24 protein-coding genes and 2 pseudogenes are annotated in these 24,187 nt (G+C 68.2%); 7 read left to right on the forward strand and 19 right to left on the reverse strand.

The features are described 5' to 3' along the window. Positions 1-147: 147 nt before the first annotated feature. Complete coding sequence (locus tag AB5J62_RS03450) at positions 148-780, forward strand: TetR/AcrR family transcriptional regulator (protein ID WP_370946625.1); 633 nt, start codon at positions 148-150, stop codon at positions 778-780. Here the strand turns inward: AB5J62_RS03450 and AB5J62_RS03455 are convergent, their stop codons facing one another. The 6 genes from AB5J62_RS03455 to AB5J62_RS03480 all read right to left on the reverse strand — a co-directional run bounded on the left by AB5J62_RS03455 (position 781) and on the right by AB5J62_RS03480 (position 6,865). Further along, positions 781-1,422: a hypothetical protein gene (locus AB5J62_RS03455; protein WP_370946626.1), complete on the reverse strand. Its 642-nt coding sequence runs from the start codon at positions 1,420-1,422 to the stop codon at positions 781-783. Positions 1,423-1,572: 150 nt separating this feature from the next. Continuing rightward, positions 1,573-2,439, reverse strand: coding sequence for an aldehyde dehydrogenase family protein (locus tag AB5J62_RS03460; RefSeq protein WP_370946627.1), 867 nt, complete (start codon positions 2,437-2,439; stop codon positions 1,573-1,575). Beyond that, complete coding sequence (locus tag AB5J62_RS03465) at positions 2,432-3,865, reverse strand: aldehyde dehydrogenase family protein (protein ID WP_370946628.1); 1,434 nt, start codon at positions 3,863-3,865, stop codon at positions 2,432-2,434. Before AB5J62_RS03465 ends, AB5J62_RS03460 begins: the two co-directional genes overlap by 8 nt. Continuing rightward, the gene (gene deoC, locus AB5J62_RS03470) at positions 3,865-4,839 is read right to left on the reverse strand and encodes a deoxyribose-phosphate aldolase (protein ID WP_370946629.1); all 975 of its coding nucleotides are present in this window, start codon (positions 4,837-4,839) and stop codon (positions 3,865-3,867) included. Before deoC ends, AB5J62_RS03465 begins: the two co-directional genes overlap by 1 nt. A gap of 49 nt (positions 4,840-4,888) precedes the next feature. Further along, a complete protein-coding gene (locus tag AB5J62_RS03475; protein WP_370946630.1) occupies positions 4,889-6,046 on the reverse strand; it encodes a serine hydrolase domain-containing protein in 1,158 nt (385 codons plus the stop codon). Positions 6,047-6,256: 210 nt separating this feature from the next. Next, positions 6,257-6,865, reverse strand: a complete 609-nt coding sequence (locus AB5J62_RS03480) for a DUF1707 domain-containing protein (protein WP_370950164.1) — start codon at positions 6,863-6,865, stop codon at positions 6,257-6,259. Positions 6,866-6,937: 72 nt separating this feature from the next. Here AB5J62_RS03480 and upp point away from each other — a divergent pair, with 72 nt between their 5' ends. After that, positions 6,938-7,561: a uracil phosphoribosyltransferase gene (gene upp, locus AB5J62_RS03485; RefSeq protein WP_370946631.1), complete on the forward strand. Its 624-nt coding sequence runs from the start codon at positions 6,938-6,940 to the stop codon at positions 7,559-7,561. Between the two features lie 62 nt (positions 7,562-7,623). Here upp and AB5J62_RS03490 read toward each other — a convergent pair whose 3' ends face one another. Further along, positions 7,624-8,232: a TetR/AcrR family transcriptional regulator gene (locus AB5J62_RS03490; protein ID WP_370946632.1), complete on the reverse strand. Its 609-nt coding sequence runs from the start codon at positions 8,230-8,232 to the stop codon at positions 7,624-7,626. An 83-nt stretch (positions 8,233-8,315) separates the two neighbouring features. On the opposite strand from AB5J62_RS03490, the gene AB5J62_RS03495 reads away from it, so the two are divergent. The 5 genes from AB5J62_RS03495 (at position 8,316) to AB5J62_RS03515 (ending at position 13,084) form a co-directional block, all read left to right on the forward strand. Continuing rightward, positions 8,316-8,726: a MerR family transcriptional regulator gene (locus AB5J62_RS03495; RefSeq protein ID WP_370946633.1), complete on the forward strand. Its 411-nt coding sequence runs from the start codon at positions 8,316-8,318 to the stop codon at positions 8,724-8,726. A 50-nt stretch (positions 8,727-8,776) separates the two neighbouring features. Continuing rightward, positions 8,777-9,697, forward strand: coding sequence for an aldo/keto reductase (locus AB5J62_RS03500; protein WP_370950165.1), 921 nt, complete (start codon positions 8,777-8,779; stop codon positions 9,695-9,697). Between the two features lie 50 nt (positions 9,698-9,747). After that, the gene (locus AB5J62_RS03505; RefSeq protein WP_370950166.1) at positions 9,748-10,680 is read left to right on the forward strand and encodes an aldo/keto reductase; all 933 of its coding nucleotides are present in this window, start codon (positions 9,748-9,750) and stop codon (positions 10,678-10,680) included. A 530-nt stretch (positions 10,681-11,210) separates the two neighbouring features. Then, a complete protein-coding gene (locus AB5J62_RS03510; protein WP_370946634.1) occupies positions 11,211-11,894 on the forward strand; it encodes a response regulator transcription factor in 684 nt (227 codons plus the stop codon). Beyond that, positions 11,891-13,084 carry a sensor histidine kinase gene (locus AB5J62_RS03515; RefSeq protein ID WP_370946635.1) on the forward strand — a complete coding sequence of 398 codons (1,194 nt, stop codon included), beginning with the start codon at positions 11,891-11,893 and terminating at the stop codon, positions 13,082-13,084. The genes AB5J62_RS03510 and AB5J62_RS03515 overlap by 4 nt, the downstream gene beginning before the upstream one ends. Here the strand turns inward: AB5J62_RS03515 and hisS are convergent. The 12 genes and pseudogenes from hisS to AB5J62_RS03575 all read right to left on the reverse strand — a co-directional run bounded on the left by hisS (position 13,047) and on the right by AB5J62_RS03575 (position 24,173). Then, positions 13,047-14,330 (reverse strand): histidine--tRNA ligase, encoded by a 1,284-nt coding sequence (gene hisS / locus AB5J62_RS03520; protein WP_370946636.1) that lies wholly within the window; start codon positions 14,328-14,330, stop codon positions 13,047-13,049. The two genes, AB5J62_RS03515 and hisS, sit on opposite strands and share 38 nt — an antisense overlap. Beyond that, complete coding sequence (locus tag AB5J62_RS03525; protein WP_370946638.1) at positions 14,323-15,798, reverse strand: MFS transporter; 1,476 nt, start codon at positions 15,796-15,798, stop codon at positions 14,323-14,325. The genes hisS and AB5J62_RS03525 overlap by 8 nt, the downstream gene beginning before the upstream one ends. Beyond that, complete coding sequence (locus AB5J62_RS03530; protein WP_370946639.1) at positions 15,795-16,490, reverse strand: LppX_LprAFG lipoprotein; 696 nt, start codon at positions 16,488-16,490, stop codon at positions 15,795-15,797. Before AB5J62_RS03530 ends, AB5J62_RS03525 begins: the two co-directional genes overlap by 4 nt. 274 nt (positions 16,491-16,764) lie before the next feature. After that, the gene (locus AB5J62_RS03535) at positions 16,765-17,319 is read right to left on the reverse strand and encodes a hypothetical protein (RefSeq protein WP_370946640.1); all 555 of its coding nucleotides are present in this window, start codon (positions 17,317-17,319) and stop codon (positions 16,765-16,767) included. A 60-nt stretch (positions 17,320-17,379) separates the two neighbouring features. Next, positions 17,380-18,607 (reverse strand): annotated as a pseudogene (locus AB5J62_RS03540) (IS256 family transposase). Between the two features lie 114 nt (positions 18,608-18,721). Then, positions 18,722-19,054: a hypothetical protein gene (locus tag AB5J62_RS03545; RefSeq protein WP_370950502.1), complete on the reverse strand. Its 333-nt coding sequence runs from the start codon at positions 19,052-19,054 to the stop codon at positions 18,722-18,724. A gap of 196 nt (positions 19,055-19,250) precedes the next feature. Continuing rightward, a pseudogene (locus AB5J62_RS03550) lies at positions 19,251-19,541 on the reverse strand (transposase domain-containing protein); the annotation flags it as partial. A gap of 141 nt (positions 19,542-19,682) precedes the next feature. Then, a complete protein-coding gene (locus tag AB5J62_RS03555) occupies positions 19,683-20,750 on the reverse strand; it encodes an MAB_1171c family putative transporter (protein ID WP_370946641.1) in 1,068 nt (355 codons plus the stop codon). Positions 20,751-20,779: 29 nt separating this feature from the next. Continuing rightward, the gene (locus AB5J62_RS03560; protein ID WP_370946643.1) at positions 20,780-21,301 is read right to left on the reverse strand and encodes a hypothetical protein; all 522 of its coding nucleotides are present in this window, start codon (positions 21,299-21,301) and stop codon (positions 20,780-20,782) included. Then, positions 21,298-21,696 carry a helix-turn-helix domain-containing protein gene (locus tag AB5J62_RS03565; protein WP_091293984.1) on the reverse strand — a complete coding sequence of 133 codons (399 nt, stop codon included), beginning with the start codon at positions 21,694-21,696 and terminating at the stop codon, positions 21,298-21,300. Before AB5J62_RS03565 ends, AB5J62_RS03560 begins: the two co-directional genes overlap by 4 nt. A gap of 323 nt (positions 21,697-22,019) precedes the next feature. Continuing rightward, positions 22,020-22,472 carry a flavodoxin family protein gene (locus AB5J62_RS03570; protein ID WP_370946645.1) on the reverse strand — a complete coding sequence of 151 codons (453 nt, stop codon included), beginning with the start codon at positions 22,470-22,472 and terminating at the stop codon, positions 22,020-22,022. A 72-nt stretch (positions 22,473-22,544) separates the two neighbouring features. Beyond that, a complete protein-coding gene (locus AB5J62_RS03575) occupies positions 22,545-24,173 on the reverse strand; it encodes a phospho-sugar mutase (RefSeq protein ID WP_370946646.1) in 1,629 nt (542 codons plus the stop codon). Positions 24,174-24,187: the final 14 nt, after the last annotated feature.

The following is a 24,187-nucleotide window of genomic DNA, read 5'->3' on the forward strand; positions in this document are numbered from 1 at the left end:
TTGTTTCCGCTTACTCAGCCCAACGTACCGAAGTGGAGGGTTTCCGTCCACCTAAATCCACCTGATGCCGTCAACTTCCAACCTGTACTCGGTACACGGCCGCTCGTGCGAGAATCGGCCGCCGGTTCCACGCGAAAGGCAAGAGACATGAAGGCCGAATCCGGGGTGCCCTTGCGGGCGGACGCGCGCCGTAACCGTGACCAGATCATCGCCGCGGCCAAGACGATCTTCGTCGAGCAGGGCCCTGACGCCCCGATGGAGGACATCGCGCGGGCGGCGGCGGTCGGGGTCGGAACGCTCTATCGGCGGTTTCCCGACCGGGAGACGTTGATCAGGGAGGTCGCGCGCGACAACTTCGCGCGCGTGCTCACCGAGGCGCGCGCCGCGCTCGCGGAGGAGCCGACGGCGTGGGACGCGCTGGTGCGGTTTCTGCGGTTCTCGCAGGAGCTGAGGCTGTCCGTGCAGCTCGCGATGCTCTCGCCGCAGGCAGAGGCCGCAATCGCTTGCGACCCGCTGACCGGCGAGTTCCGGCGGGCGTTGCTGGGTGAGCTGGAGACGGTCGTCAAGAACGCGCAGGCCGAGGGCGCGCTACGGCCGGACGTCGGCGCGGGCGATGTGGCGCTGGTGTTCACGCTGCTGCTGCGGCAGCTGCCGAACAAGCTCGACAACATCGATTCGGCGGCCGAGCGGGTGATGGGGCTGATGCTGGACGGGCTGCGCGCCCAGCCCGGCAGCGCACTGCCGGGCCGGGTGCTGACCAGTGAGGACCTGCTGCCCTAGCTACGGGGTCGGCGAACAGGCGGCGTGCCCGACCGTGACCGAGCCGGTGATCTTCGACGCAGGCAGGAAGTCGATGCGCAGCATGGTGAGTCCGATGCTGCCGTCGCCGGGCACGTTCTGGATGTTGAACACCGCGTTGGCCAGCACGGTGCCGTCGGACTTCTTGAGCGGCACGGTGTGATTGATCGGAACCGGGTTCGGCAGCGCGGCGATGCCGGACAGGCCACCATAGCTCCAGCCCGCGTTCGTCTTGGTCTGCGTCGCGTCGCAGGTGACCTTGTACGACCCGATCTTGACGCGCGGGCCCTTCTCGCTGACCAGCGCGGACAGGTCGAAGTTCTTGCCTTCGGCCTTGGAAGCCGTGGTCGTGGTGTCGGTGTTCGGGTCGGTCACCGTGGTGGTGCACGACGAGCTGCCGCCGCCGAAGGTGACCCCGGTCTTGCTGACCGCCGCGGCGGTCTTGGTCGTGGGGCCGTCGACATCGCATTTGCCCTGCACGGGCACCTTGATGTTCGTGCCGCCCTTGGTGAAGTCGGCCGAGCCGAGGTGTGCGACACCGGCCGGGTTGTCGGCCAGCGCCGGCGCGGCGCTGAAGATCAACATCATGACCGTGAGTGCCGGGATCGTGCGTTTGAGGTCCATGAAGGGATGATCGGCATCAGGTGGGCAATACGTTGCGTCACCGCGCGATGACCACTCGTAAGTGTGACGACCCGGGATAAAGCCCGCTTTACTCCCGGGGATAAAGCGGGCTTTACTTCGCGGAGTAAAGCCCGCTTTATCCCGGGTTGGCTAGACGCCCAGTGGGTGCCAGACCGTCTTGGCCTCGAGGTAGCGGCGCAGCCGGGAGATGTCGGGCGTGTCCGTCCAGTCGGGTTCGGCGTCGGGCACCGTCAGGACCCGCTTGACCGTGTTGGCGGCCTCGCGGGCGAGGCCGGCGCGGGCCGAGGGCTCGGCGCCGGTCGGGTCGAGCGCGTTGACGTCGCCGTGCGAGGCGAGCCAGGAGCCGAGTTCCGAGGCGCGGCCGGTGAGGATGTTCGCCACGCCGCCGGGCAGGTCGGACGTCGCGAGCACCTCGGACAGCGTGATCGCGGGCAGCGGGCGGTCGGCGCTGGACACGACGACGGCCGTCGAACCGGTGGCGAGCACCGGCGCGAGCACGCTGACCAGGCCGAGCAGTGACGACTGCTGCGGCGCGAGCACGCCGACCACGCCGGTCGGTTCCGGTACGGTGAAAGAGAAGTACGGGCCGGCGACCGGGTTCGCCGCGCCGAGCACGGTCGCGATCTTGTCCGTCCAGCCCGCGTACCAGACCCAGCGGTCGATCGCGGTGTCCACAAGGGACTGTGCCTTCTTCGCGGCGACGCCCTCGGACGCGGCCACCTCGGACACGAACTGCTCGCGACGGCCTTCGAGCATCTCGGCCACCCGGTACAGCACCTGCCCGCGGTTGTACGCGGTCGCGGCCGACCAGCCGCCGAAAGCCTTGCGTGCGGCCACAACCGCGTCGCGAACGTCCTTTCGGGACGCGTGCGCCGCGTTGGCCAGGAACTTGCCCTTGGTGTCGTTGACCGGATACACCCGGCCGGACTCCGAGCGCGGGAACTTGCCGCCGATGTAGAGCTTGTACGTCTTCGCGACGGAAATGCGGTCAGACATTGAGGTAGGCCTCCAGCCCGGTGCGCCCGCCCTCGCGGCCGAATCCCGATTCCTGGTACCCGCCGAACGGCGCGGCGGGGTCGAAGCGGTTGAACGTGTTGGCCCAGACGACCCCGGCACGCAGCTGGTTCGCCATCCACAGGATGCGCGAGCCCTTCTCGGTCCAGATGCCGGCGGACAGCCCGTACGGCGTGTTGTTCGCCTTGGTGACGGCCTCGTCCGGCGTGCGGAAGGTCAGCACCGACAGCACCGGGCCGAAGATCTCCTCGCGTGCGATGCGCATCGACTGCTGCACGTCCGAGAACACGGTGGGAGCGAAGAAGAATCCGCGTTCCGGCACCGGGCACGGGCTGGTCCAGCGGTGCGCGCCCTCGGTGTCGCCGGACTCGACGAGGCCCTTGATCTTGCTGAGCTGCTCGGCCGAGTTGATGGCGCCGATGTCGGTGTTCTTGTCCAGCGGGTCGCCGAGGCGCAGCGTGGACACGCGGTACTTGAGCTTCTCCATCACCTCTTCGGCGACGGATTCCTGGACCAGCAGCCGCGAGCCGGCGCAGCAGACGTGGCCCTGGTTGAAGAAGATGCCGTTGACGATGCCCTCGACGGCCTGGTCGAGCGGCGCGTCGTCGAACACCACGTTCGCCGCCTTGCCGCCGAGCTCCAGCGTGAGCTTCTTCGCCGTGCCCGCGACCTGACGCTGGATCAGCTTGCCGACGTCCGTCGAGCCGGTGAAGGCGATCTTGTCGACATCACCGTGCTCCACAATGGACTGCCCAATGTCACCCGCGCCGGGCAGGATGTTCACCACGCCGGGCGGAAGTTCCGCCTGCTGGCAGATCTCGGCGAACACGAGCGCGGTCAGCGGCGTCGTCTCGGCTGGCTTGAGCACGACCGTGTTGCCGGTGGCCAGCGCGGGCGCGATCTTCCACGCCAGCATCAGCAGCGGGAAGTTCCACGGGATGATCTGGCCGGCGACACCCAGGGGCCGCGGGTTGGGGCCGAGGCCCGCGTAGTCGAGCTTGTCCGCCCAGCCCGCGTGGTAGAAGAAGTGCGCGGCGGCCGTCGGGACGTCCGAGTCACGCGATTCCTTGATCGGCTTGCCGTTGTCGAGGCTCTCCAGCACGGCCAGCTCGCGCGAGCGCTCCTGGATCAGCCGCGCGATGCGGAAGAGGTACTTCGCGCGCTCGCTGCCCGGCATCTTCGACCAGACGTTGTTGTACGCCTTGCGCGCCGCCTTGACCGCGACGTCCACATCGGACACCGACGCGGTGCCGACCTCGGCCAGCACCTCTTCGGTCGCCGGGTTGATCGTCTTGAGCGGCTCACCGTTGCCGTCGACGAACTCGCCGCCCAAGAAGGGCCGGTAGTTCGGCTTGAGGTTCGCGATGTCGCGCGATTCGGGCGCGGGCGCGTACTCGAAGATACCCATCAGTCCACCGTCACATAGTCGGGACCGCTGTAGTGGCCGTCGGCCTGAGTGCGGCGCTGCAGCAGGAGGTCGTTGAGAAGGCTGGAGGCGCCGAAGCGGAAGAGGTGCGGCGAAAGCCATTCCTCGCCGGCGACCTCGTGCACCGCGACCAGGTATTTGATGGCGTCCTTCGTGGTGCGGATGCCGCCCGCGGGCTTCACGCCGCGCAGGTCACCGGTGGTGTCGCGCCAGTCGCGGACGGCCTGCAGCATCACGTGCGTGACCGGCAGCGTCGCCGCGGGGGAGACCTTGCCGGTCGAGGTCTTGATGAAGTCGCCGCCGGCCAGCAGCGCCAGCCACGACGCGCGGCGCACGTTGTCGTACGTCGCGAGCTCACCGGTTTCGAGGATGACCTTGAGGTGCGCGTCGCCGCACGCGGCCTTGATGGCCTGGATCTCCTCGAAGACCTGCCCGTAGCGGCCTTCGAGGAACGCGCCGCGGTCGATCACCATGTCGACCTCGTCGGCGCCCGCGTCGACGGCGATCTTGACGTCGGCGAGCTTGATCTCCCGGCTGGTGCGCCCGGCCGGGAACCCGGTCGCCACGCTGGCGACGTTGATCCCGGTGCCTGCCAGCGTCTCGACGGCGGTCGCCACCAGGTCGGGGTACACGCAGACGGCCGCGACCTTCGGCGTGTCGGGGCGCTCGGGGTCGGGCCGTTTCGCCTTCGCGGTGAGCGCGCGGACCTTGCCGTGGGTGTCGGCGCCCTCGAGGGTGGTCAGGTCGACCATCGAGATGGCGGTGTCGATCGCCCAGAGCTTCGCGGCCTTCTTGATACTGCGCGTGCCGAGCCCCGCCGCGCGCTGTTCGACGCCGACCTGGTCGACGCCGGGCAGCCCGTGCAGGAACCGGCGCAGGCTCGCCTCGTCGCGAGTCGCGTCCGCCAGCGGCGTCGGGGTGGCCGACGTGGCGGACGTTGCCGTCGTAGCTGTCATGCACCCGAGTCTAGGGTGTGACAGAACCGGCGGCTCCTGTCACGCAGGGTCAGAGGGTGGGCAGCAACGGCTGGGCCGCGCGCTTCGCCGCAGGCGGGATCTGCGGGTTCGGGCAGAACTCGTGGATCATCGGCAGCTGCCGCTTGAGCGCCATGTCCGGCGAGGCGGTGACGTCGATCGTCGCGAGCGTCGAGATCTGCTTGCCCGCGCCGTCGTGGAAGCTGAGCGTGTTGAAGCCGGGCAGGTCGCCGCCGTGGCCGTAGATGGCGACCGCTTTGCCGCACAGCTCGGCGGGCAGGTCGTACTTCATCAGGCCGAGGCCGTACGAGAGCTCGCCGCTGACGGGCACGGTGGTCTTCATTTCCTTCAGCATCTCCGCGCTGAAGAGCTTTCCGCCGAGCAGCGCGCCGAAGAACCGGTTGAGATCGGCGCCGCTGGAGACGACGTCGCCCGCGCCGAAGTAGCGCGTGTAGTTGTACGTCGTGACGTCGGTCAGGCCGCGCGGCGCCGGGTAGAGCTGCTCGTAGCCGCGGGCCGCCGGGTCCGGCAGGAACGGGAAGTCGAGCGGAAGCGAGGTTTCGCGCAGGTGCAGCGGACCGGTGATGCGCTGGGCCAGTACCTGGGCGAGCGGCCGGTGGGTGATCTTCTCGACCAGCACGCCGAGGATGTTGAAGCCGGTGTTCGAGTACGACCAGCTCGTGCCGGGCTTGAACAGCAGCGGCTGTTGCGTGCTCAGCTTGATCTGCTGCTCGGGACTGAAGTGCTCGAAGCGCTCGGTGTCGATTTCGGGCAGCGACCCCCAGCCCTGCTCGGGCGTCAGGTCACGCGGGACACCGCTGGTGTGGTTCAGCAGCTGGCGGACGGTGATGGGCTCCTGATACGGCAGCAAGCCGGGCAGATACTGCTGGATCGGCTGGTCCAGCCCGATCTTCTTGGCGTCGGCGAGCTGCAGCACGAGCGTCGCGGTGAACACCTTCGACACGCTCGCGACCCGCCACCGGCCCGACGCGTTCGGCTTGCCGGGCCGGTCGACGGCGGCGACCCCGCTGACCCCGCGGAAGCCGTCGGCGACCGCGACCATGCCGGGCACACCGGCCGCGACGGCGGCGTCCATGGCCACCTGGCGCGCGTCCGGCGCCGCCGAAGCGGGCACCGCGCTGACGAGAAGTGTTGCGGCACAAGCGATGGACAGGATCGTCCGCTGCATCGTCGATTCCCCCTAGAGCTGACTGGGACCGACGTTACCGAAAACCGGCTAGGGCGTGTCTCGAAATTCTGGTCGATGGGCTTCGTGATCCAGGTGGTTCCTGGCGGTGCTGCGGCTTCGCGCCTCGTACTGGATGTACTCGGGCGAAGCCGCAGTGCCGCCAGGGGCCGCCTGGGCGCGGAGACCGCGGTCAGAATTTCGAGACACGCCCTAGCTGTCGAGTTCTTTGACGTCGGGCTTACGCCGTTTGCGCGTCACCACGACCCCGCCCCAGAACGCCAGGCCGGTGATCTTCACCGTCGGCGCGGTCGGCGGCGCGGGCGGCGTGCCCGCCTTGTCCTCGAGGTGGAACGCGCCCATGAAACCGATCCCGGTCACGTCGACGTTGATGTCGTCCGGCACGGTGATCTCGATGCCGCCCATGATCGCGATGGCCGAAATGGTCGACTGCTTCTCGGCGAACCGGGCGTTGCGCAGGTCGATCTCGGCGCCGCCCCAGAACGCGAAACTGTTGTGGTTGGGCGGAAGCACCCAGCTGCCCTTGCGCACCGCGCCGGACATCACACCGATCGACACGGCCGAGCCGGGATGCCCGCCGATGCGGTTGTCCGGGAACCCGAGCGCGCGCGTGGTCGCGGGTTCGATCACCCCGGAGCTGACCGGCAGATCGGCCGTGACCGGCTTGAGCTCGCCCAGCGTCTTCGCCGCGTAGACGGTGCTGAGGCGCTCTTCGAGCTCGTTGATCGTGATGCGGCCCTCGGCCAGCGCGCCGTGCAGCACCTGCGCGACGCGCTCACGGTCGGCGTCGGAAGCACGCATCTGGTCGGACGGCGGGGTCTCGGTCACGCCGGGGAGTGTAGAGGCATCGGTGCTCAACTACTGTGCTTTTCCATGGACGTGCTCGTCGTTGACCACCCGCTGGCGAAGGCCAGGCTCTCCACCATGCGTGACGCCCGCACGGACAGTGCCGCGTTCCGCGCCGCGCTGCACGAGCTGTCGATGATGCTCGTGTACGAGGCCACCCGCGACGCGCCGGTGCGCACCGAGCGGATCCACACGCCGGTCGCGCGGACCGACGGCTACCGGCTGGCCAGCCCGCCGCTGCTGGTGCCGGTGCTCCGCGCCGGGCTCGGCATGGCCGACCAGGCGCACAAGCTGATCCCGGACGCGCAGATGGGCTTCGTCGGCCTCGCCCGCGACGAGGAGACGTTGCAGCCGGTCCCGTACCTGGAGTCGCTGCCCGAGTCGCTCGCCGACCGGCCGGTGCTGGTGCTCGACCCGATGCTCGCCACCGGCGGCTCGATGGAGTACACGATCCGCCTGCTCACCGGCCGCGGCGCCACCGACGTGACCGCGATCTGCGCGCTCGCCGCGCCGGAGGGCATCGCTCACCTGGAGAAGACCGGCCTGCCCGTGCGCGTGGTCACGGCCAGCATCGACGAGCGGCTCAACGACTCCGGCTTCATCGTGCCGGGTCTCGGTGACGCCGGTGACAGGCAGTACGGCGCGGTCTGAGGCGGTGAGAGGTCGTGAGTGGTACCGCCGGTTAGAACCGGCAATACCACTCACGACTCATTTCAGGCTCCGAAGACCTCGGGCTTGAGCCAGCCTCGGGCGTTGGCGCGCAGCGCGGCCGCGTAGCCGCTCTCGGGCTCGAAGTCCGGCGGCAGGTTGCCGTTGAGCTCCAGCGTGACCAGGCCGTGCACGATGCCCCAGCAGCCGACCGCGATCGACGTCGGCGGCACGTCGATGAACACGCCGGCGTCGACGCCGATCTGGACGATCACCGCGAGCGCGTTGGCCGCTTCGGCCGCGAGGCGGACGGCTTCCTCGTTCGGCTCGAAGCCGGGTACCGACTTCGTGAACATGATCGGGTATAGATGCGGGTCCGCGAGCGCGCTGGCGCGGTAGGCCAAACCGAGCTGGACCAGATCCTCGATCGGGTCACCCGTGCGGGGGACGGCGGCCAGGCGCCGTCCGAAACGCCGGAATCCCTCGATGTAGAGAGCGCTGACCAGATCGGGTTTGCTGCCGAACAGCGAGTACACCGCGGTGGTCGACGTGTCGACGTCGGCGGCGAGTTTCCGCAGGCTCAGCGCCTTGGGGCCCTCGGTGGAAAGAAGCACGCCAGCGCGGTCGAGCAGCTTGACTCGCAAGGCTTCGTCGTGGGTCTTGGGGCGAGGCATGGCGGGAGTCTATCGCGGACGCTGTTACGGAAGCGGACATTCGTATTTGACCTGGAGCGCACTCCAGGTCGTACCGTCGGTGCATGAGCTACTCGATTGCGGAAGCCGCTCGCCGTAGCGGGTTGTCGATCGACACCCTGAGGTACTACGAGCGCATCAAGCTGCTGGAACCGCCCGCGCGGGACACGGCGGGCAGGCGTGCGTACTCCGACGCCGACCTCACCTGGCTCGAGTTCCTGACAAAGCTGCGCACCACCGGCATGCCGATCAAGAGCATGCGTGAGTACGCCTCACTCCGGCACCGCGGCACCGCCAGCGCCGGCCGCCGCAAGGCGCTGCTGGTCGAACAGCGGCAGGCGGTCGCCTCGCGGATCGCCGAGCTCCAGTCGTGCATGGAGATTCTCAACTACAAGATCGACAACTACGACCAGATCGAGCGCAAGCACCGCGACGTGCTGGCCATCGAGCCTGTGGTGGAGGGACTGTCAGCGTGATCAAGAAGAAGCTGGGGGCGCTCGAAGTCAGCGCGCAGGGGCTCGGCTGCATGGGGATGAGCCAGGCGTACGGGGTCCGTGACAACGATGACGAGTCGGTCGCGACCATCCACCGCGCGCTGGAACTGGGCGTCACGCTGCTGGACACGGCGAACGTGTACGCCGACGGGGTCAACGAGGAACTGGTCGGGCGGGCCATCGCGGACCGGCGTGACCAGGTGGTGCTGGCGACGAAGTTCGGGATCACCTGGACCGACGGCGGGATGAAGGCGCGCGGCGGCGCCGCGTACGTGAAGCAGTGCTGTGAGGACTCGCTGCGGCGCCTCGGCGTCGACCACATCGACCTCTACTACCAGCACCGGGTCGATCCCGAGAACATCGAGGAGACCTGGGGCGCGCTGGCCGAGCTGGCCGCCGAGGGCAAGATCCGGTACGCCGGGATCTCGGAGGCCTCGGCCGAGTCGATCCGGCGTGCGCACGCGGTGTTCTCGGTGACGGCGCTGCAGAGCGAATGGTCGCTGTGGACCCGCGGCATCGAGGACGAGGTGCTGGGCGTCTGCCGGGAACTGGGCATCGGGATCGTCCCGTTCTCGCCGCTGGGCCGCGGCTTCCTGACCGGGAACGTCACCTCGGTCGCCGACCTGCCTGCCGACGACATGCGCCGGAACCTGCCGCGCTTCGCCGAGGGGAACTTCGAGCGCAACATGGCGATCGTCGAGGCGCTGCGCGCGCTCGCCGCCGAGCGGGGCGTCACGGCCGGGCAGCTCGCGCTGGCCTGGGTTTCCAGCCAGGGTGACGACGTCGTGCCGATTCCGGGCACCAAGCGCCGTAAGTACCTCGACGAGAACGTCGCCGCGGCCGGGATCGAACTCTCGGACGCGGATCTCAAGGCCATCGAAGACGCGGCGCCATTGTCCGCGGTCGCCGGGGAGCGCTACCCCGAGTCGATCGCCCGCGCCGCCGGAAAGTAGGGAACGTCTTGCTGGGGTCATTGGACGCCGGGGCACAGGGCCTCGGCTGCATGGGCATGAGTGAGTTCTACGGCGACGCCGACGAGACCGAGTCGGTCGCCACCATCCACCGCGCGCTGGAACTCGGCGTCCGGCTGCTCGACACCGCCGACATGTACGGCGTCGGCGCGAACGAGGAACTCGTCGGCCGCGCCATCGCCGACCGGCGCGACCAGGTCGTGCTGGCGACCAAGTTCGGCATCAGGCGCGATCCGGCCGACCCGTCGGTCCGTGGCGTCCGCGGTGACGAGCTGTACGTGCGCTCGGCGGCCGAGGCGTCGTTGAAGCGGCTCGGCGTCGACCACATCGACCTGTACTACCAGCACCGGGTGGACCCCTCGACGCCGATCGAGGAGACCGTCGGCGCGATGGCTTCCTTGGTGGAGCAGGGAAAGGTGCGCCACCTCGGGCTGTCCGAGGCTTCGGCCGAGACGATCAGGCGCGCGCACGCGGTGCACCCGATCACGGCCGTCCAGACGGAGTGGTCGTTGTGGTCACGCGACATCGAGGCCGAGGTCGTGCCGACCTGCCGTGAGCTGGGCATCGGGATCGTGCCCTATTCGCCGCTGGGGCGCGGGTTCCTGACCGGGCGCTATCGGTCGCAGTCCGACTTCGCCGACGGCGACTTCCGGCTGACCACCCAGCCGCGGCTGGCCGACGGGAACTTCGAGAAGAACCTCGCCATCGTCGAGGCGTTGCGCGCGCTGGCGGCCGAACGCGGCGTCACCGCCGGTCAGCTCGCGCTCGCCTGGGTCATGGCGCAAGGCTCCGACGTGGTGCCGATTCCGGGCACCAAGCGGCGGAAATACCTGGAGGAGAACGTCGCGGCCACGGACATCGTGCTCAGCGCCGACGACGTCGCCGCCATCGAAGCGGCGGTCCCCGCCGACGCCGTGGCCGGCGAACGCTACCCCGAAGCGGGCATGAAGACGATCAACGGCTGAATGAGGTCGTGAGTGGTACGGCCGGTTCTAACCGGCGAAAACACTCACGACCCCTTCTCGGCTGCCTCGCCCGCGTTAGGGCGTGGTCCAGCTTGGTGAGGGACTAGTTCGCTCGGTTTCGTGGGGTGAGGGCCTTGTTGGTCCGTATATACGGGTGAGGGAGGCCCTGACTCGCTCGGTTCGGGTGAGGGAGGCCCTCACTCGAACCTGGATGAAGGCTCCCCTCATACCTGGGCCTCATATCCGGGTGAGTGCTGTTTGCGTCGTTCAACGCCGCAAACAGCACTCACCTCGTCCCGGACAACCCTCAGTCATTGGACAAGCGGGTTGACTGTGGGTTTTGAGGCGTTCAACGACGCATTTCCACCACAGCCACGCCGGCTTCCGTCCGATAACCGGCCGTATCACTCACGACCTGGTTCGGTGAGTGGGACGGCGCGTTAGGCCGAATCGCCCAAGAACCTGACTGGTCTGAACCTTTCCGCCTAAGGAGGGGGTTAATTTCGGACCGACGCTGTCAGGATGAACGCGTGCATGAAGTGGCAGACCCGTCCGGGCTCGCGCGCTTACTGCTGGTCGAAGACGATCGTGAGCTGGCCACGATCCTCGCGGGCATGTTCGCAGGCGAGGGGTTCAGCATCGATCTCGCCCACGACGGGCAGCGTGGCCTGCATCTCGGCCTCACCGGCCGATACAACGTCATGGTCATCGACAGGAGGCTGCCCGGCACGGACGGGCTCGGCCTGGTGTCGAGCCTGCGGCGCAAGGCCGTCACCACCCGCATCCTCGTGCTCAGCGCGCTGGGCGAGGTCCGCGACCGCATCGCCGGGCTCGAAGCGGGCGCCGACGACTATCTCGTGAAGCCGTTCGAGATGGACGAGCTGCTCGCGCGGATACGGGCGCTGTGCCGCAGGCATCTCGACGGCGCCGAATGCCTGCCGCTGGGCACCGCCGAACTCGATCTGCGGCGGCGCGAGGTCGTGCTGCCGAGGGGCAAGCGGGTTCCGCTGTCCGGCAGGGAGTTCGAGCTGCTGCGCACACTCGCGCAGCGCCCGACCACCATCCACGCGCGGGACGCGTTGCGCACCAGGGTGTTCGCCGACACCACCGGTGAGTCCGTTGTGGACACTTACGTCTACTACCTGCGCCGCAAGCTCGGCCGCGGCGTGGTGCGTACCGTGCACGGCCTCGGCTACCAGATCGGCGCGCTGTGAGCCGTGATCCCGAGTCGCGGATGCTCGGCCGGACGCGGCGGGTGCTGACCGCGCAGATCTGGGCGGTGATCTCGCTGCTGGTCGCCGGGCTCGGCGCGCTGGCGTGGGCCGTGCTGCTCGACGGCCAGCACACCACCGCGCGGCACACGCTCGACTGGTCGATCGAACGCGGCATCGGCACGACCCCGCCCGGTTGCGTGTGGCTGTTCACCGAGGAGGGCCGGGCGCCGGTGAGCCCGCCGCCCGCCGGGATGCCGCGCACCGAGACGTGGCGCGCGGTCGAGGCCACCAGGAATCCCGTGGACGAACGGGTTTCCATGAACGGCACCGTCTACACCGTCCGCACGGAGGTCAGGGACGGCCGGGTGGTGCAGGCCTTCTTCGACGAGCATTATCAGATCGCCGACCGGGAGCACCTGCTCACCGCGCTGATCTTGATCGAAGTGCTGGTCGTGGTGATCTCCGCGCTGGTCGGGCATTTCTTCGCTGGCCGCGCGATCCGCCCGCTCGGCGAGGCGCTGCGCAGGCAGCGCACGTTCGTCGCGGACGCCAGCCACGAGCTGCGCGCGCCGCTGACCAGGCTGCACACTCGCGCCCAGCTGCTGGCCAGGCGCGACCCCGGCACGGAAATGGATCAGCTCGTCAAAGGCACGCGTGAACTCGGCGAAGTCGTCGAAGACCTCCTGCTTTCCGCTCAGCTGCAGGCTTCGCGGCCTCGGCTGGAGCCCGTCGAAATGGGCCTGCTCGCCGAAGAAGCCGTCGCGGGGGAGGCGTCTCGCGCGCACGAACGCGGCCTCCGGATCGAGCTGCAGCGCGACGAGCGGCCGTATCTGGTCCGCGGTGTGCAGACGGCGCTGCGGCGCGTGCTGACCGCGTTGCTGGACAACGCGATCGGCCACACCCCGCCGGGCGGGCTGATCGTGGTCCGGCTCGGCGAGGCCGACGGCAAGCACGTCGAAATCAGCGTGCGTGACACCGGCGTCGGCTTCGAGCAGTCCGACGCGGAGCGGCTGTTCGAGCGGTTCGCGCGCGGCGAGCACGGCGACGGCAGACGCTTCGGCCTCGGCCTCGCGCTGGTCCGCGAGGTCGTCGCCGGGCACGGCGGCACCATCTCGGCGCGGGGTGTTCCCGGTGACGGCGCGACCTTCACGCTCAGGCTTCGGTCGGCGATCCGATCACCAGGGGTTTGACGGCGCCCGCCACGGCGTCGACGGCGACCTGACGCTGCTCGTGGGTGAGCACCGAGCGGACGGTGACCGTGCCGGCGGCCCAGTCCTCCTGGCCGACGATGACGACCGCACGCGCGCCCGCCTTCTCAGCCCTTGTCAGCTCCTTACCGAGCTTGCGAGGTTCCAGCGGCGTCGACGTGCGTAGTCCGGCTTGACGCAGCTGCCGCGCGACAGTGCGCGCAGCGTCCGAGAGCTCTTCGCTGACCGGCACGACGACGACGTCGACCTCAGCGCGCGGCTGCGGCAGCAGGTCATGGGTGCGCAGGAAATCCATGAGCGTGACGTCGCCGAGCGCGAACCCGATGCCGGGGATCGGCTGCTCGGTGAACAGGTTCGCGAGCGTGTCGAACGCGCCGCCGCCGAGCAGCGCGCGGCGGTTCTCCGGCGAGGTGTCGAAGACCTCGAACACGGTCGAGGTGTAGTACGGCAGGCCGCGCACGATCAGCGGGTCGTAGCGGACGAGCCCGGTGCCGAGCACCTTGACCACAGTGGACGCCGCCTTGACCTCGTCCGGCAGCTCGTCGAGCAACGCGGGCCCGGCCGTCAGCGTCTCGGTGAGCTTCTCGAACTGCTTGTCCGCGAGGCCGATCTCTTCCGCAGCCTGCGCGAGTTTCTCTTGCTCCGTTGCTTCCCAGCGGTCGATCAGCGCGAGCACGAGCGGCAGATGCGGCAGCGAGATGCCGACGACGTCCGTGAGCGCCGAAGCCAGCAGGTTCCGGTCGTTGACGCGGACGGTGAACAGGTCCTTCGTCGCGCCCAGTGCGGCCAGCAGATCGTGGATCAGCTCGAAGACCTCGATCTCGCGTGCGACACCGGCCGCGCCGAAGATCTCCACGTCGAGCTGCCGGTGCTCACGCAGGCGGCCGCGCTGCACGCGCTCGTAGCGGAAGCAGTTCGCGTCGCTGTACCAGCGCACCGGGAACTGCGACGACTTCGCCTCGGCCGCGACCGCGCGTGCCATCGACGGCGTCAGCTCCGGCCGCAGCGCCAGCTGGTGACCGCCCTTGTCGGTCAGCGTGAACAGCTGCTGGTCCGACTCGCGTTCGTAAAGCCCCACCGGTTCGAGTGACGGGCCGTCGTAGCGGGCGTAGCCGTACCGCTCGACGACCTCGCGCAGCAGCCCGAACACCCGCGCGCGGACCGAGGCTTCGGCGGGGAGCAGGTCACGGGTGCCCTTGTAGGGCTCGGCAGACAGGAAGTCAGGCACGCTTCGCAGCGTATCGGCTTCCTACCAGCACCGACACGCAAGCGCCCACCGCGCAGATGACACTCGTGATGACGAAAATCTCGCTGTACTCGGTCCGCAGGGCCTCTTTGACCGCGCTCGTGTACGCGGTGAGCGCCTGCTGGAACGCCTGTTCGTCAGGGAAAAGGAACGGGATCGGCGTGTTCAGCCCCTCGGTGAGGCTGTGGAACCGGTGCAGGCCCCACGCCGACAGCGCGGCCACCCCGACGAGCATCCCGGTCATCCGCGCGACGACCACGCCCGCCGATGCGACACCGTGCTGGTCGGGCGGCACGACCTTGAGCGCGGCCGCCGACAGCGGCGCGATCACCAGGCCGAGCCCGAACCCGACGATCGCCAGGTCGGTGTCGAGCCGGGGGAGCCCGAGCGGATGGCTGGCGGTCAGCACGTCGACCGACCAGCCCGAGATCAGCAGATAGCCGACGGCCGCGATGAGCAGGCCCGCCACGGCGATCCAGCGGTCGCCGAACCTGGCCGCGAGCATGCCGCCCACGACGGCGCCGATCGGCAGCGCGATGAGGAAACGCAGCAACAGCAGCACACTGCCCTGGTCGTCCTTGCCCAGCAGCGTCTGCGCGAAGAGGTCGACGTCGACGAGCGTGACCATCAGCGCGGCGCCCGCGGCGACACTCGCGCCGAGCACCGCGAAGAACCGCTTGTCGCCGATGTCGAGCAGACGGGTCTTGGCGCGGCGCTCCCAGAGCACGAACGCCACGAGCGCGACGGCCGCGCCGGCGAGCGTCGGCCAGCCCCACGCGGGCAGCACGTGCTCACGCGGGTTCGGGTTGTAGAGGCCGACGACGGCCAAGCCCAGCGCCACGGCCAGCAGCGAGCCGCCGGTCACGTCTATTTTGGACCGCTTGCCCCGCGTGGCAGGCACCGCGAACCAGACCGCGGCCATCGCGAGCAGCGCCAGCGGGACGTTCACCCAGAACACGCCACGCCACCCGGCCGCGGCGGCCAGCCCGATGCCGTAGAGCGGACCGAGCACGCTGCCGAGTTCCTGCGCGGCACCGACCGCGCCGAGGATCGTGGTGCGCCGATGCTCGGCCCACAGGTCGGCGGCGAGCGCCATGGTCACCGGCAGCAGCGCGCCGCTCGCGGTGCCCTGCACCAGCCTGCCGACGGTCAGCAGCGGCACGTCACCGGCGAGCGCGGTCACCGCGGACCCGGCCAGGAACCCGCCGAGACACAGCTGCAGCAGCAGTTTCCGGCCGAACCGGTCGGAGGCCTGCGACAGCAGCGGCATCGCGGCCACGTAGCCGAGCAGGTACCCGGTGACGATCGGGGTGACCTGCTCCAGCCGGTTCACCGGCACTTTCAGGTCGTCGATGATCTGTCGCAGGATCCCGATGACCACATAGGTGTCGAGCGCGCCGAGCAGGACGGCGAGGCCGCCCGCGCCGATCGCGACGTGGCGGCGGTTCACGCAGGCGGCGTGATGGTGACCGGCTTGTCCACATCGGACAGTGTCACGTCCACGCTGGAGTTGCTCGGCAGCACCGCGGTCGCCTTGACCGGCAGGTGCTTACCGGCCTCGGCGAGCCAGAAGCTGACCACCGCGTCGTCCGGCGCGCCGGGCAGCAGCTGGGCCAGCACGTCCTTGGTCACCTTGCCGGTGACCTTGTACGCCTGCGTGCCGTTGACGTCCTCTTTGGCCTCGGTCTTGGGATTCTGGACGCTGGTCAGCACCTTCGCGATCCCGCGGTTCGGGTCGAGCACGGCCGACGGGTCGTAGATCGACGCGCCCAGCGCGATCGGCACCTTCTGGTACGAGCCGGTCGGGCCCTTGATGTAGAGCGTCTCACCGGCGAGCGTGAACTCGACCTCGGTCAGCTGCCCGAGCATCGAAAGCTTCCCGGTGCCCTTCGCGCCGCCCTTGGAGCCGCCCTCCTTGGTGAGGTCGCCGTCGAGCGACTGCACGGTCAGCCCGGCGATGTCGCCGTTGACCTTCAAGGTGAAGTGCGCGCTCTTGACCGCGCCGATCGCCTGCGCGGCGTCCGCGATCAGCGGACCGGCTTCCGGCAGCTTCTCCTTGGTCGTGCCGCTGTCGCTGGAACAGCCGGTGACCAGCGCCGCGGTGACCGCGAGCGCCCCGAGCAGGGTTCGGCGCTTGAACATATTCAGCATCGTAGAACGCGCGAACCGGTTACCGTGGGACGCAGGGGTGAATTGTGAACAGTCAAGGGGAGAGATCAGGCCGCGCCTGGACCGAGTTCGACGAGCGGGCCCGCGGCAGAGGGCCAGCGCCTCGCCTACCTCCAGCCGCGCCCGGCCCAACGGGTCAAGCTGGACGCGCTGCTCGACCGCGCGTCCCCCGAACTGGCGGGCTACGTACGCCCCTGGTTGCGGGAGTCGTGAGTGGTATGGCCGGTTCTAACCCAATGCCGGGTAGTTAGGGCGTGGGGTGTGGTGTCAAGACGGTGGTTGTGTAGGTGACTTTTTGTGATGGTGGTGTTCCCGGGCGTTTGGATGGGAATGGTGAGGTGGGTCGTTTCCGTGCTCGGGGGCATTGCCGTGACCTGTGGTGTTGTGGGTTGAGTCTGCGGGTTGCTCGGTGTGTAGCGTGTGTGTGGCGGTGGTCGGGGGTGGCTCCGCGGTGGCTGATGATGCTGTCGGTGATGGTGGTCAGCGCGAGGGTGAAGGACACGCGGTTGATGTCGACGTCGGCGGTGTCGGCGCTGTCCTGGGCGAAGCGCCGTAGCAGTTGGTAGGTGGTCAGGTAGGCGTAGACCTCTTGCTCGATCCCGGTGTGGGTGCGTGAGCGCAGGACCCGTCCGGGGCCTTTTTGCAGCACTTTCCAGGAGTAGAAGGCGCGTTCGATGTCCCAGCGGCGCAGGTAGAGGTCGATCAGGTCCGCGGCGGGTGCGGCGTGGTGGTCGAGGATGGTGGTGATCAGCTGGTAGTGCTCGTGGCGGGTGTTGCCGTCGGCGGTGGTGATGGTGATCATCGCGGTGATCAGGCCCTGTCATGATTTCCGTGTAAGCCACGGATGATTTCTTCTCTGATTCTAGTGGAGTGGCAGGCGGTCGGGGAAGAGTGCGGCGAGCGTGTTTAGTGCTTGTTTCCAGCCTCGGGTGCCGGTTCCTGATGGTCCGCCTCGGTTGCTGGTGATGTTGCGGAGTCCGAGGTAGAGCAGTTTTGTCGCGGCGGTGTCGCTGTCGAAATGGCCGCGGTTCTTGGTGATTTTCCGGAGCTGGAAGTTGATGTTCTCGATCAGGTTTGTTGTGTAGACGATTCTGCGGAGTTCGGGTGGATAGTCGAGGAATGGGGTGAAGTCGTTCCAGGCGTGTCGCCAGACCTGGATCGCGGCGGGGTATTGTATGCCGAAGTCTTTATCGAACTGAGTGAGTGCGATCTCGGCCGCCTCGAGTGTCGGCGCGGTGTAGATGTCCCGCATGGCATGGCGGCGGCGACTTTCTTCCGATCGCCATAGGAAATGAACCGCATGGCGTTGCGGATCACGTGCACGACGCAGGTTTGGACTACGGTGTCGGGAAACGCGCCGCGGATCGCGTCGGGCAGCCCGGTCAGGCCGTCGCAGCAGGCGATCAGGATGTCTTTCACGCCACGGTTGCGCAGGTCGGTGACGACCTTGGCCCAGAACTTCGCCGCTTCGGTGTCGGCGATCCAGAGCCCGAGGGCGTGTTTGCGGCCTTCCATGTCCACGCCGATGGCCAGGTAGGCGACCTTGGAGGTGACCACGCCCTTGTCCTTGACCCGCAGTCGCAGGCCGTCGACATAGAGAATCGGGTACATCTCGTCCAAAGGCCGAGATTGCCACAACGCGATCTCGTCGGTCACCACGTCGGTCACATTGGAGATCAATTCTCGCGACACGTTCACGCCATATACTTCACGTAAATGAGATTCGATATCCCGGGTGGTCATGCCACGCGAATACAGCGACAGGATCGCCTCGTCGATATTACCCAGCCTGCGTGCACGTTTCGGCACGATCGTAGCTCGAACGAACCGTTCCGGTCACGCGGCACCGCCAGCTCGACCGGACCATTCGAAGTCGACACGGTTTTTGGAGACCTGCCATTCCGGGAATTCCCGGAACCGTTCCCGGCGGGGTCTCCTTTCTCATAGCCAAGATGATGGGTCATCTCGGCGTCCAGCGCCCTTTCGAGCACCGCCTTGGTCATCTGATTTAGCAATTCTTGGGCGCCCAGCGCGCCGCCATTCTCGTACGCGTCTTTCACCAACGCGTCCAGCGTTTCTGGCGGTAGCACGCGCGCGAGCGCTTCGCCGGCTGCGGAGCCCGGATCCCGGTCAGGTGTGTCCTCGGTCACAGGTGGAGCCTTTCTGGGTCGCGGTCAGCGACCCGATCCTGGTCCATCCGTGGCTTACACGGTTGTCATGACACGACCGGTGATCACGCGCACCGGCCGTGGGTCCGGCTGGTGGCGGTAATGCTTGCGGTTCGGGAACCGGGACAGGTAGGAGCCGTCGGGGCATGTCTGGTCGCTAGGCAGGTTGGCGTTGGATGTGGCGCGCCACAACAGGTCCGCTCCGGTCGTGGCCGCGGCGTGCCAGAGCGGCCATGTGTAGAAGTTGCGGTCGCCCAGCAGCAGGACGCCGGGGGTGAGTTTGTCCAGCAACCGTGTGGCGAGGGTGGTTTCCCCGTTCGCGGTGCTGGAGAACACAGCGCCGAGGAACGCGCGGGTGCCGCATTCCACCAGGCCCAGCAGCTGAAGTTTGCGGTAGCCGGACGGGGGCTTTCCCGCCCGCGAGCCCGAACAGGCGGGCGTTGTCCTCGGTGTCGGGCACGTCCAGAGTGGTGCCGTCCCAGGCGAGCAGCCGCCAGCCCCGGTACCAGGCCCGAGCGTCGGCGCGGGTGGCGACCGGGCCGCAGGCCCAGTCCCACAACGCTCGCAGCGGCGCCACCCCGAGGCGGGCACGCGCTGCCCGCAGCGCCGCGGCACCCGGCGACCGGACCGCGATGTCCAGTCCCGAGGTCATCGTGTCGAACACTCCGCCGTATCCCCGGCCGGGAAACAACGTCAGCGCCAGCACGAAATACACCACCACACGGGCGGGCAGCAACCGCACCCGCCGCTGGGTTCGGCGGGTCTGGGCAAGAATCTCATCGATGACCTGCGGCGGAACGTAATCGGTCAACGCACCCAGATGCCCAGGTGCGAACGCGGACACGGTGTCGGGCATGGCAGAATCGGGCACAGCGGCTCCTGGCGAAGAGCGGATCTTGGTCGATTTCTCTTCTACCAGGAGCCGCGCCCATCACAACCTTGACACCACCACCCCAGCCCTAACTACCCGGCATTGGGTTCTAACCGGCTATACCACTCACGACCCCTTCAGCGCTGCGGAAAGGGCGAGCAGGGGCTGGACGTCGGCTTCGATGTCGCCGCCGCCGGGTAGCACCAGGTGCGCGCGGTGGTCGGTTTCCTCGCCGGAGGCCTGACGGGCCAGTGCGGAGCGGAGTTCGGCCGCGGCGCCGTCCGGGTTGGCCGTGGCCAGCGCGTTGAGGTCGCCTTCGAGGTAGGGGCTGAGCTGGACGAGGCCGTCGCGGATCTCGATCACCCGCCGGTAGAAGCGCCGGTGCGCGCCGCGTGGGCGCGGGCCGGAGTTCAGCACGATGTTCGGGTACGCCTCGACCAAGACCGTCCACAAAGGACTCAAGTGCTCGTACTGCCTGCGGTGACTGAGCCGTCGGCGCAGCGCGTCGATCCGCGCGCGCACGCCCGGATACGTGATGCCGGACAGGAAGAGCAGCGCGCCGACGATCACCAGGATGATGCCCAGCGTCAGCAGGATCGGCACGGTCGGGCCGAACACCCACGCGATCATGATGTACAGCGCGCGTGCGCCGGCGCCCAGCGCGAGCGAGGCCATCCCGGCGCCCGCGATGCGCAGGCCGACCGAGAGGTTGCGGTCGGCCGTGCGCTGGTAACGCAGCATCCAGCGGAAACACGCGACCAGGCCGTAGAACATGTACAGCCCGGCGCCGAGGTAGAACACCGCGAAGCTGGCGATGTGGACGTTGTCCTTGTTCAGCGACTGGCCGCGGATCTCGGCGGGCATCGCGAACAGGGAGATCGTCAGCAGCACGAGCGTCACGCCGAGCGGGATCAGCTCGACGGCGACGCGGCGGTAGCGCTGCGGGCCCAGCGCCGAGCCGAGGAAGAAGATCAAGAGCGCGCAGAGGCCGACGGTCAGCACGACGTTGCTGACGAGCCTGCTGATGCCGTTGCCCGCGAAGGCGTCGATCCAGTCGTCGACGACCTTCTGCTGGGTGAGGAAAGAGCCTAGGAAACAAGCGATCGTGATCATCACGGCCCACGCGGGCAGGCTGCGTGGCGTGCGTTTGATCTGGTAGATCCGCCAGCCGAGCGCGACGGCGAACAGTACCATGGCAACGATGTTGATGGGACTGAAAAGGCTCACAGCCACCCTTGATGGTCGCCGAGTGTGCCCTGGATTCGGCGGAGATCATGGTCCTGGGCACGCTGCGGAATCGTGTAGTTCAAGACCGCGGCCCACTCGAGGATGATCGTGGCGACGGTCTCGGCTTCCCATTCGTGGGCCTCATCGTAGGAGGTCCGGCGCAGTGCGCGGCCGATGGCGCCAGAGTCGATGTCCGGTGGCAGTCCCGGCAGGAAGTCGCCGGGCTTGGCGTCACCACCGGGATGATGATCGGCGAGGATGTGTCCCAGCTCGTGCAGGATGATGTGATCCTGGTGCGATTTGGTCGTTTCCTGCTGGTAGAAGATGTAGTCGGCGTTCGCGGTGGCGATCCAGCAGCCGAACGGGCCGGGCACCTCGAGCGGGTACGGCATCAGCCGGATCGGTTTGCCGCGCTGCTCGCCGAGCCGCGCGCACAGCTGGACGACATCGAGCGGCGGCTCGATGTCGAGCTGTTTGAGCAGTTTGCGGCACCGCTTGCGAAGCTGCCGTTCGTTCATGGCTCTTCGGTCTTGTGCCGTTCGGCGCGCTCGTACCGTTCGACGAGGTCGAGCAGGTCCATCACCTGACGTCTGCCCTCCGGTGAAAGTTCCTGCGCCCGCATCGCCATCAGCTTCGCCTCACCGCGCGCCGGCTCCGGCTCGGCCTGCACCCCGTCGAAGAAGTACGTGACCGGAACGCCGAACAGCTTCGCCAGCGCCTCGACGTAGTGGATCTTCGGGTTGATGCGCTTGCCGGTCGCCAGCTGCTGGATGTACGCCGACGACATCGCCGGGCCGCCCGCTGCCTCGATGGCCGAGGACATCTCGCGGTAGCTGTGCGGTGCTTCCCCGTTCGCGCGCGCCGCGTCGATCAGGGCGCTCAGTTTCGTGGCGAACGTCTGCTCGTCGGTCACGTCCGCCTCCTTCCCTCAGTAGCCGCAGTGTAACGCGGAGCCATTCGTACACATATGTTGACAGATCGCGTATGCAGTGGTTTACAGTGTGGGCGCCTGGCCGTTCGCGACGGAAGCAACCCCTGATCGACCCCGCTTTCGCACCCTGGGGGTGCACGAAAGCAACATCAGGGGGTGTTCCCCTCGTGCGCGGCCGGGTGGATGTAGTACGCTCTTGGTGTCGAGGTTGATCGTCTTCATGACGAACCCTTGACCATCGGCCTGTTGCCGGAGGTCGACCCCCAGGGCTTCCGGTGACAGGCCCCCTTATTTTCCAGGGGCCTTCACGGCATCAGGCCGGCTCCCAGCGCCGCACCCAATTCCCAGCAAGCCGCGAGATCGTCCTTCGACGGCTCCCCGGTGACGAGCACGGGCGCCGCCGCCTTTTCCCAACCCAGTCCAGTTGTAATGGATTCAATCCCGCGCACAGTGCCCGAAACATCACTGTTTCCGTGCACATAGAAGCCGAACGGCCTGCCACGCGTCGCGTCCAGGCACGGGTAGTAGACGGTGTCGAAGAACACCTTCGCCGCACCGCTCATGTACCCGAGGTTCGCGGGCGTGCCGAGCAAGACCCCGTCCGCGGCCAGCACGTCCGACACCGTCGCGCCGAGCGCGGGCCTGCGCACCACGTCGACACCCTCGATCTCGGGATCGGTCGCGCCGGCGACGACGGCCTCGAACATCGCCTGCATGGACGGCGAAGGCGTGTGATGCACGATCAGCAAAGTGGGCACGATCGGGGAGCCTACGCAAGGACTCGTGAGTGTTTAGACCGGTTAGAACCGGCCGTACCACTCACGAGCCCTTTAGGCGAAGAGGGCTTCGACGTCGGAGCGCAGGGTGGCCAGGCGCTTGGCCGCCGCATCGCGGGCGTCGGCGAGTTCCCCGGTCACGGGTTCCTTCACCTGAAGGTAGGCCTTGAGCTTCGGCTCCGTGCCCGAAGGCCGGATGACCACGCGAACGCCGTCGCCGAGCAGGCGCAGGCCGTCCGTCTCCGGCAGCAGGTCCGTCAACGTCACGTCGACGCCGCCCAGCGCGGCGGGCGGTGCCGCGCGCAGACCGGCCATCAGCTGGCCGCGGACCGAGAGATCCGTGACACGCAAGGAAACCTGGTCCGTCAGGTGCACCCCGTGCTGGACGTACAGCTCGTCCAGCACCTCGGGCAGAGTCCGTCCGGCCGCCTTCAGCGTCGCCGCGTAACCCGCTGCCAGCACGGCCGCCGAGATGCCGTCCTTGTCTCGCACGAAAGAAGGATTCACGCAAAGACCCAGCGCCTCTTCGTAGGCGAAGACCAAGCCTTCGCCGGCGCGCGCGAGCCACTTGAAGCCGGTCAGCGTTTCCTTGTAGCGCGCGCCGTGCGCGGCCGCTATCTCGCCGAGCATCGAGGACGACACGATCGTCGTGGCCACCAAGGGATCCGGAGTGTCCACAGTGGACAAAATGTGCGAGCCGAGCAACACGCCCGTCTCGTCGCCGCGCAGCATGCGCCAGGTGCCGCCGACGCGGACGCCCAGCGCGCAGCGGTCGGCGTCGGGGTCGAGTGCGATGGCCAGGTCGGCGTCCACTTCGGACGCCAGCGCGAGCAGAAGGTCCGTCGCGCCTGGCTCTTCGGGGTTGGGGAAGGACACCGTGGGGAAGTCGGGGTCGGGTGCGGACTGGGCGTCGACGAGTGTCAGGTCCGGGAAACCGGCACGCTCGAAAGCCTTGCGAAGGGTTTCCGCGCCGACGCCGTGCAGCGCGGTCGCGACGACCTTCAGTGCGCGCTCGGGGCCGCGCGGCAACGACGAAACCCGGTCCAGGTAAGCGTCGACCAGGTCGACGGTGACCGCGCCCGGCGAGCGGGGTACCGAGACGGCGCCGGGTGCGGCCTCGATCGCGCGCTCGATCTCGCCGTCCGACGGCGGGACGATCTGCGCGCCGGAGGCGTCGTAGAGCTTGTATCCGTTGTCGGCCGGGGGATTGTGCGACGCGGTGATCTGCACGCCCGCGACCGCGCCGAGTTCACGGACCGCGAACGCCAGCACGGGCGTCGGCAGCGGGCCAGGCAGTGTCTTCACGGCGAAACCGGCGGCGGACAACACCTCCGCGACGGCCTTGGCGAACGCTTCCGAGCCGTGACGGGCGTCACGGCCGACGACGACCGTCCCGCCGGCGTGGCCGTGTGCCAGCAACCAGGTCGCGACTCCCGCCGTGGTGCGGGTGACCACGGCGACGTTCATTCCGTTCGGGCCCGCACGAACCGGGCCGCGCAGTCCGGCCGTGCCGAATTCGAGTGAGCCCGACATGCGATCGGAGAGGTCTTCGAGTGCCGCGACCTCGCCGCCCATCGCGCGGGCGAGCACGCCTTGCAGTTCGGCGCGGGAGTCGGCGTCGACGTCGTCGGCGATCCAGCGAAAGGCCTTGTCACGCAGCGCCGGCGTTAATGCAGTGGTCACCGCCTCAGCGTACG

Origin of the sequence: Amycolatopsis sp. cg5 (genome assembly GCF_041346955.1) — a bacterium.
GTDB lineage: Bacteria > Actinomycetota > Actinomycetes > Mycobacteriales > Pseudonocardiaceae > Amycolatopsis.

Bases quoted from the DNA above. Each gene is read 5' to 3' on its own strand.
- AB5J62_RS03450 (WP_370946625.1), top strand. From the start codon at position 148: ATGAAGGCCGAATCCGGGGTGCCCTTGCGGGCGGACGCGCGCCGTAAC.
- AB5J62_RS03455 (WP_370946626.1), bottom strand. From the start codon at position 1,422: ATGGACCTCAAACGCACGATCCCGGCACTCACGGTCATGATGTTGATC.
- AB5J62_RS03460 (WP_370946627.1), bottom strand. From the start codon at position 2,439: ATGTCTGACCGCATTTCCGTCGCGAAGACGTACAAGCTCTACATCGGC.
- AB5J62_RS03465 (WP_370946628.1), bottom strand. From the start codon at position 3,865: ATGGGTATCTTCGAGTACGCGCCCGCGCCCGAATCGCGCGACATCGCG.
- deoC (WP_370946629.1), bottom strand. From the start codon at position 4,839: ATGACAGCTACGACGGCAACGTCCGCCACGTCGGCCACCCCGACGCCG.
- AB5J62_RS03475 (WP_370946630.1), bottom strand. From the start codon at position 6,046: ATGCAGCGGACGATCCTGTCCATCGCTTGTGCCGCAACACTTCTCGTC.
- AB5J62_RS03480 (WP_370950164.1), bottom strand. From the start codon at position 6,865: ATGCGTGCTTCCGACGCCGACCGTGAGCGCGTCGCGCAGGTGCTGCAC.
- upp (WP_370946631.1), top strand. From the start codon at position 6,938: ATGGACGTGCTCGTCGTTGACCACCCGCTGGCGAAGGCCAGGCTCTCC.
- AB5J62_RS03490 (WP_370946632.1), bottom strand. From the start codon at position 8,232: ATGCCTCGCCCCAAGACCCACGACGAAGCCTTGCGAGTCAAGCTGCTC.
- AB5J62_RS03495 (WP_370946633.1), top strand. From the start codon at position 8,316: ATGAGCTACTCGATTGCGGAAGCCGCTCGCCGTAGCGGGTTGTCGATC.
- AB5J62_RS03500 (WP_370950165.1), top strand. From the start codon at position 8,777: ATGGGGATGAGCCAGGCGTACGGGGTCCGTGACAACGATGACGAGTCG.
- AB5J62_RS03505 (WP_370950166.1), top strand. From the start codon at position 9,748: ATGGGCATGAGTGAGTTCTACGGCGACGCCGACGAGACCGAGTCGGTC.
- AB5J62_RS03530 (WP_370946639.1), bottom strand. From the start codon at position 16,490: ATGTTCAAGCGCCGAACCCTGCTCGGGGCGCTCGCGGTCACCGCGGCG.
- AB5J62_RS03535 (WP_370946640.1), bottom strand. From the start codon at position 17,319: ATGATCACCATCACCACCGCCGACGGCAACACCCGCCACGAGCACTAC.
- AB5J62_RS03555 (WP_370946641.1), bottom strand. From the start codon at position 20,750: ATGGTACTGTTCGCCGTCGCGCTCGGCTGGCGGATCTACCAGATCAAA.
- AB5J62_RS03560 (WP_370946643.1), bottom strand. From the start codon at position 21,301: ATGAACGAACGGCAGCTTCGCAAGCGGTGCCGCAAACTGCTCAAACAG.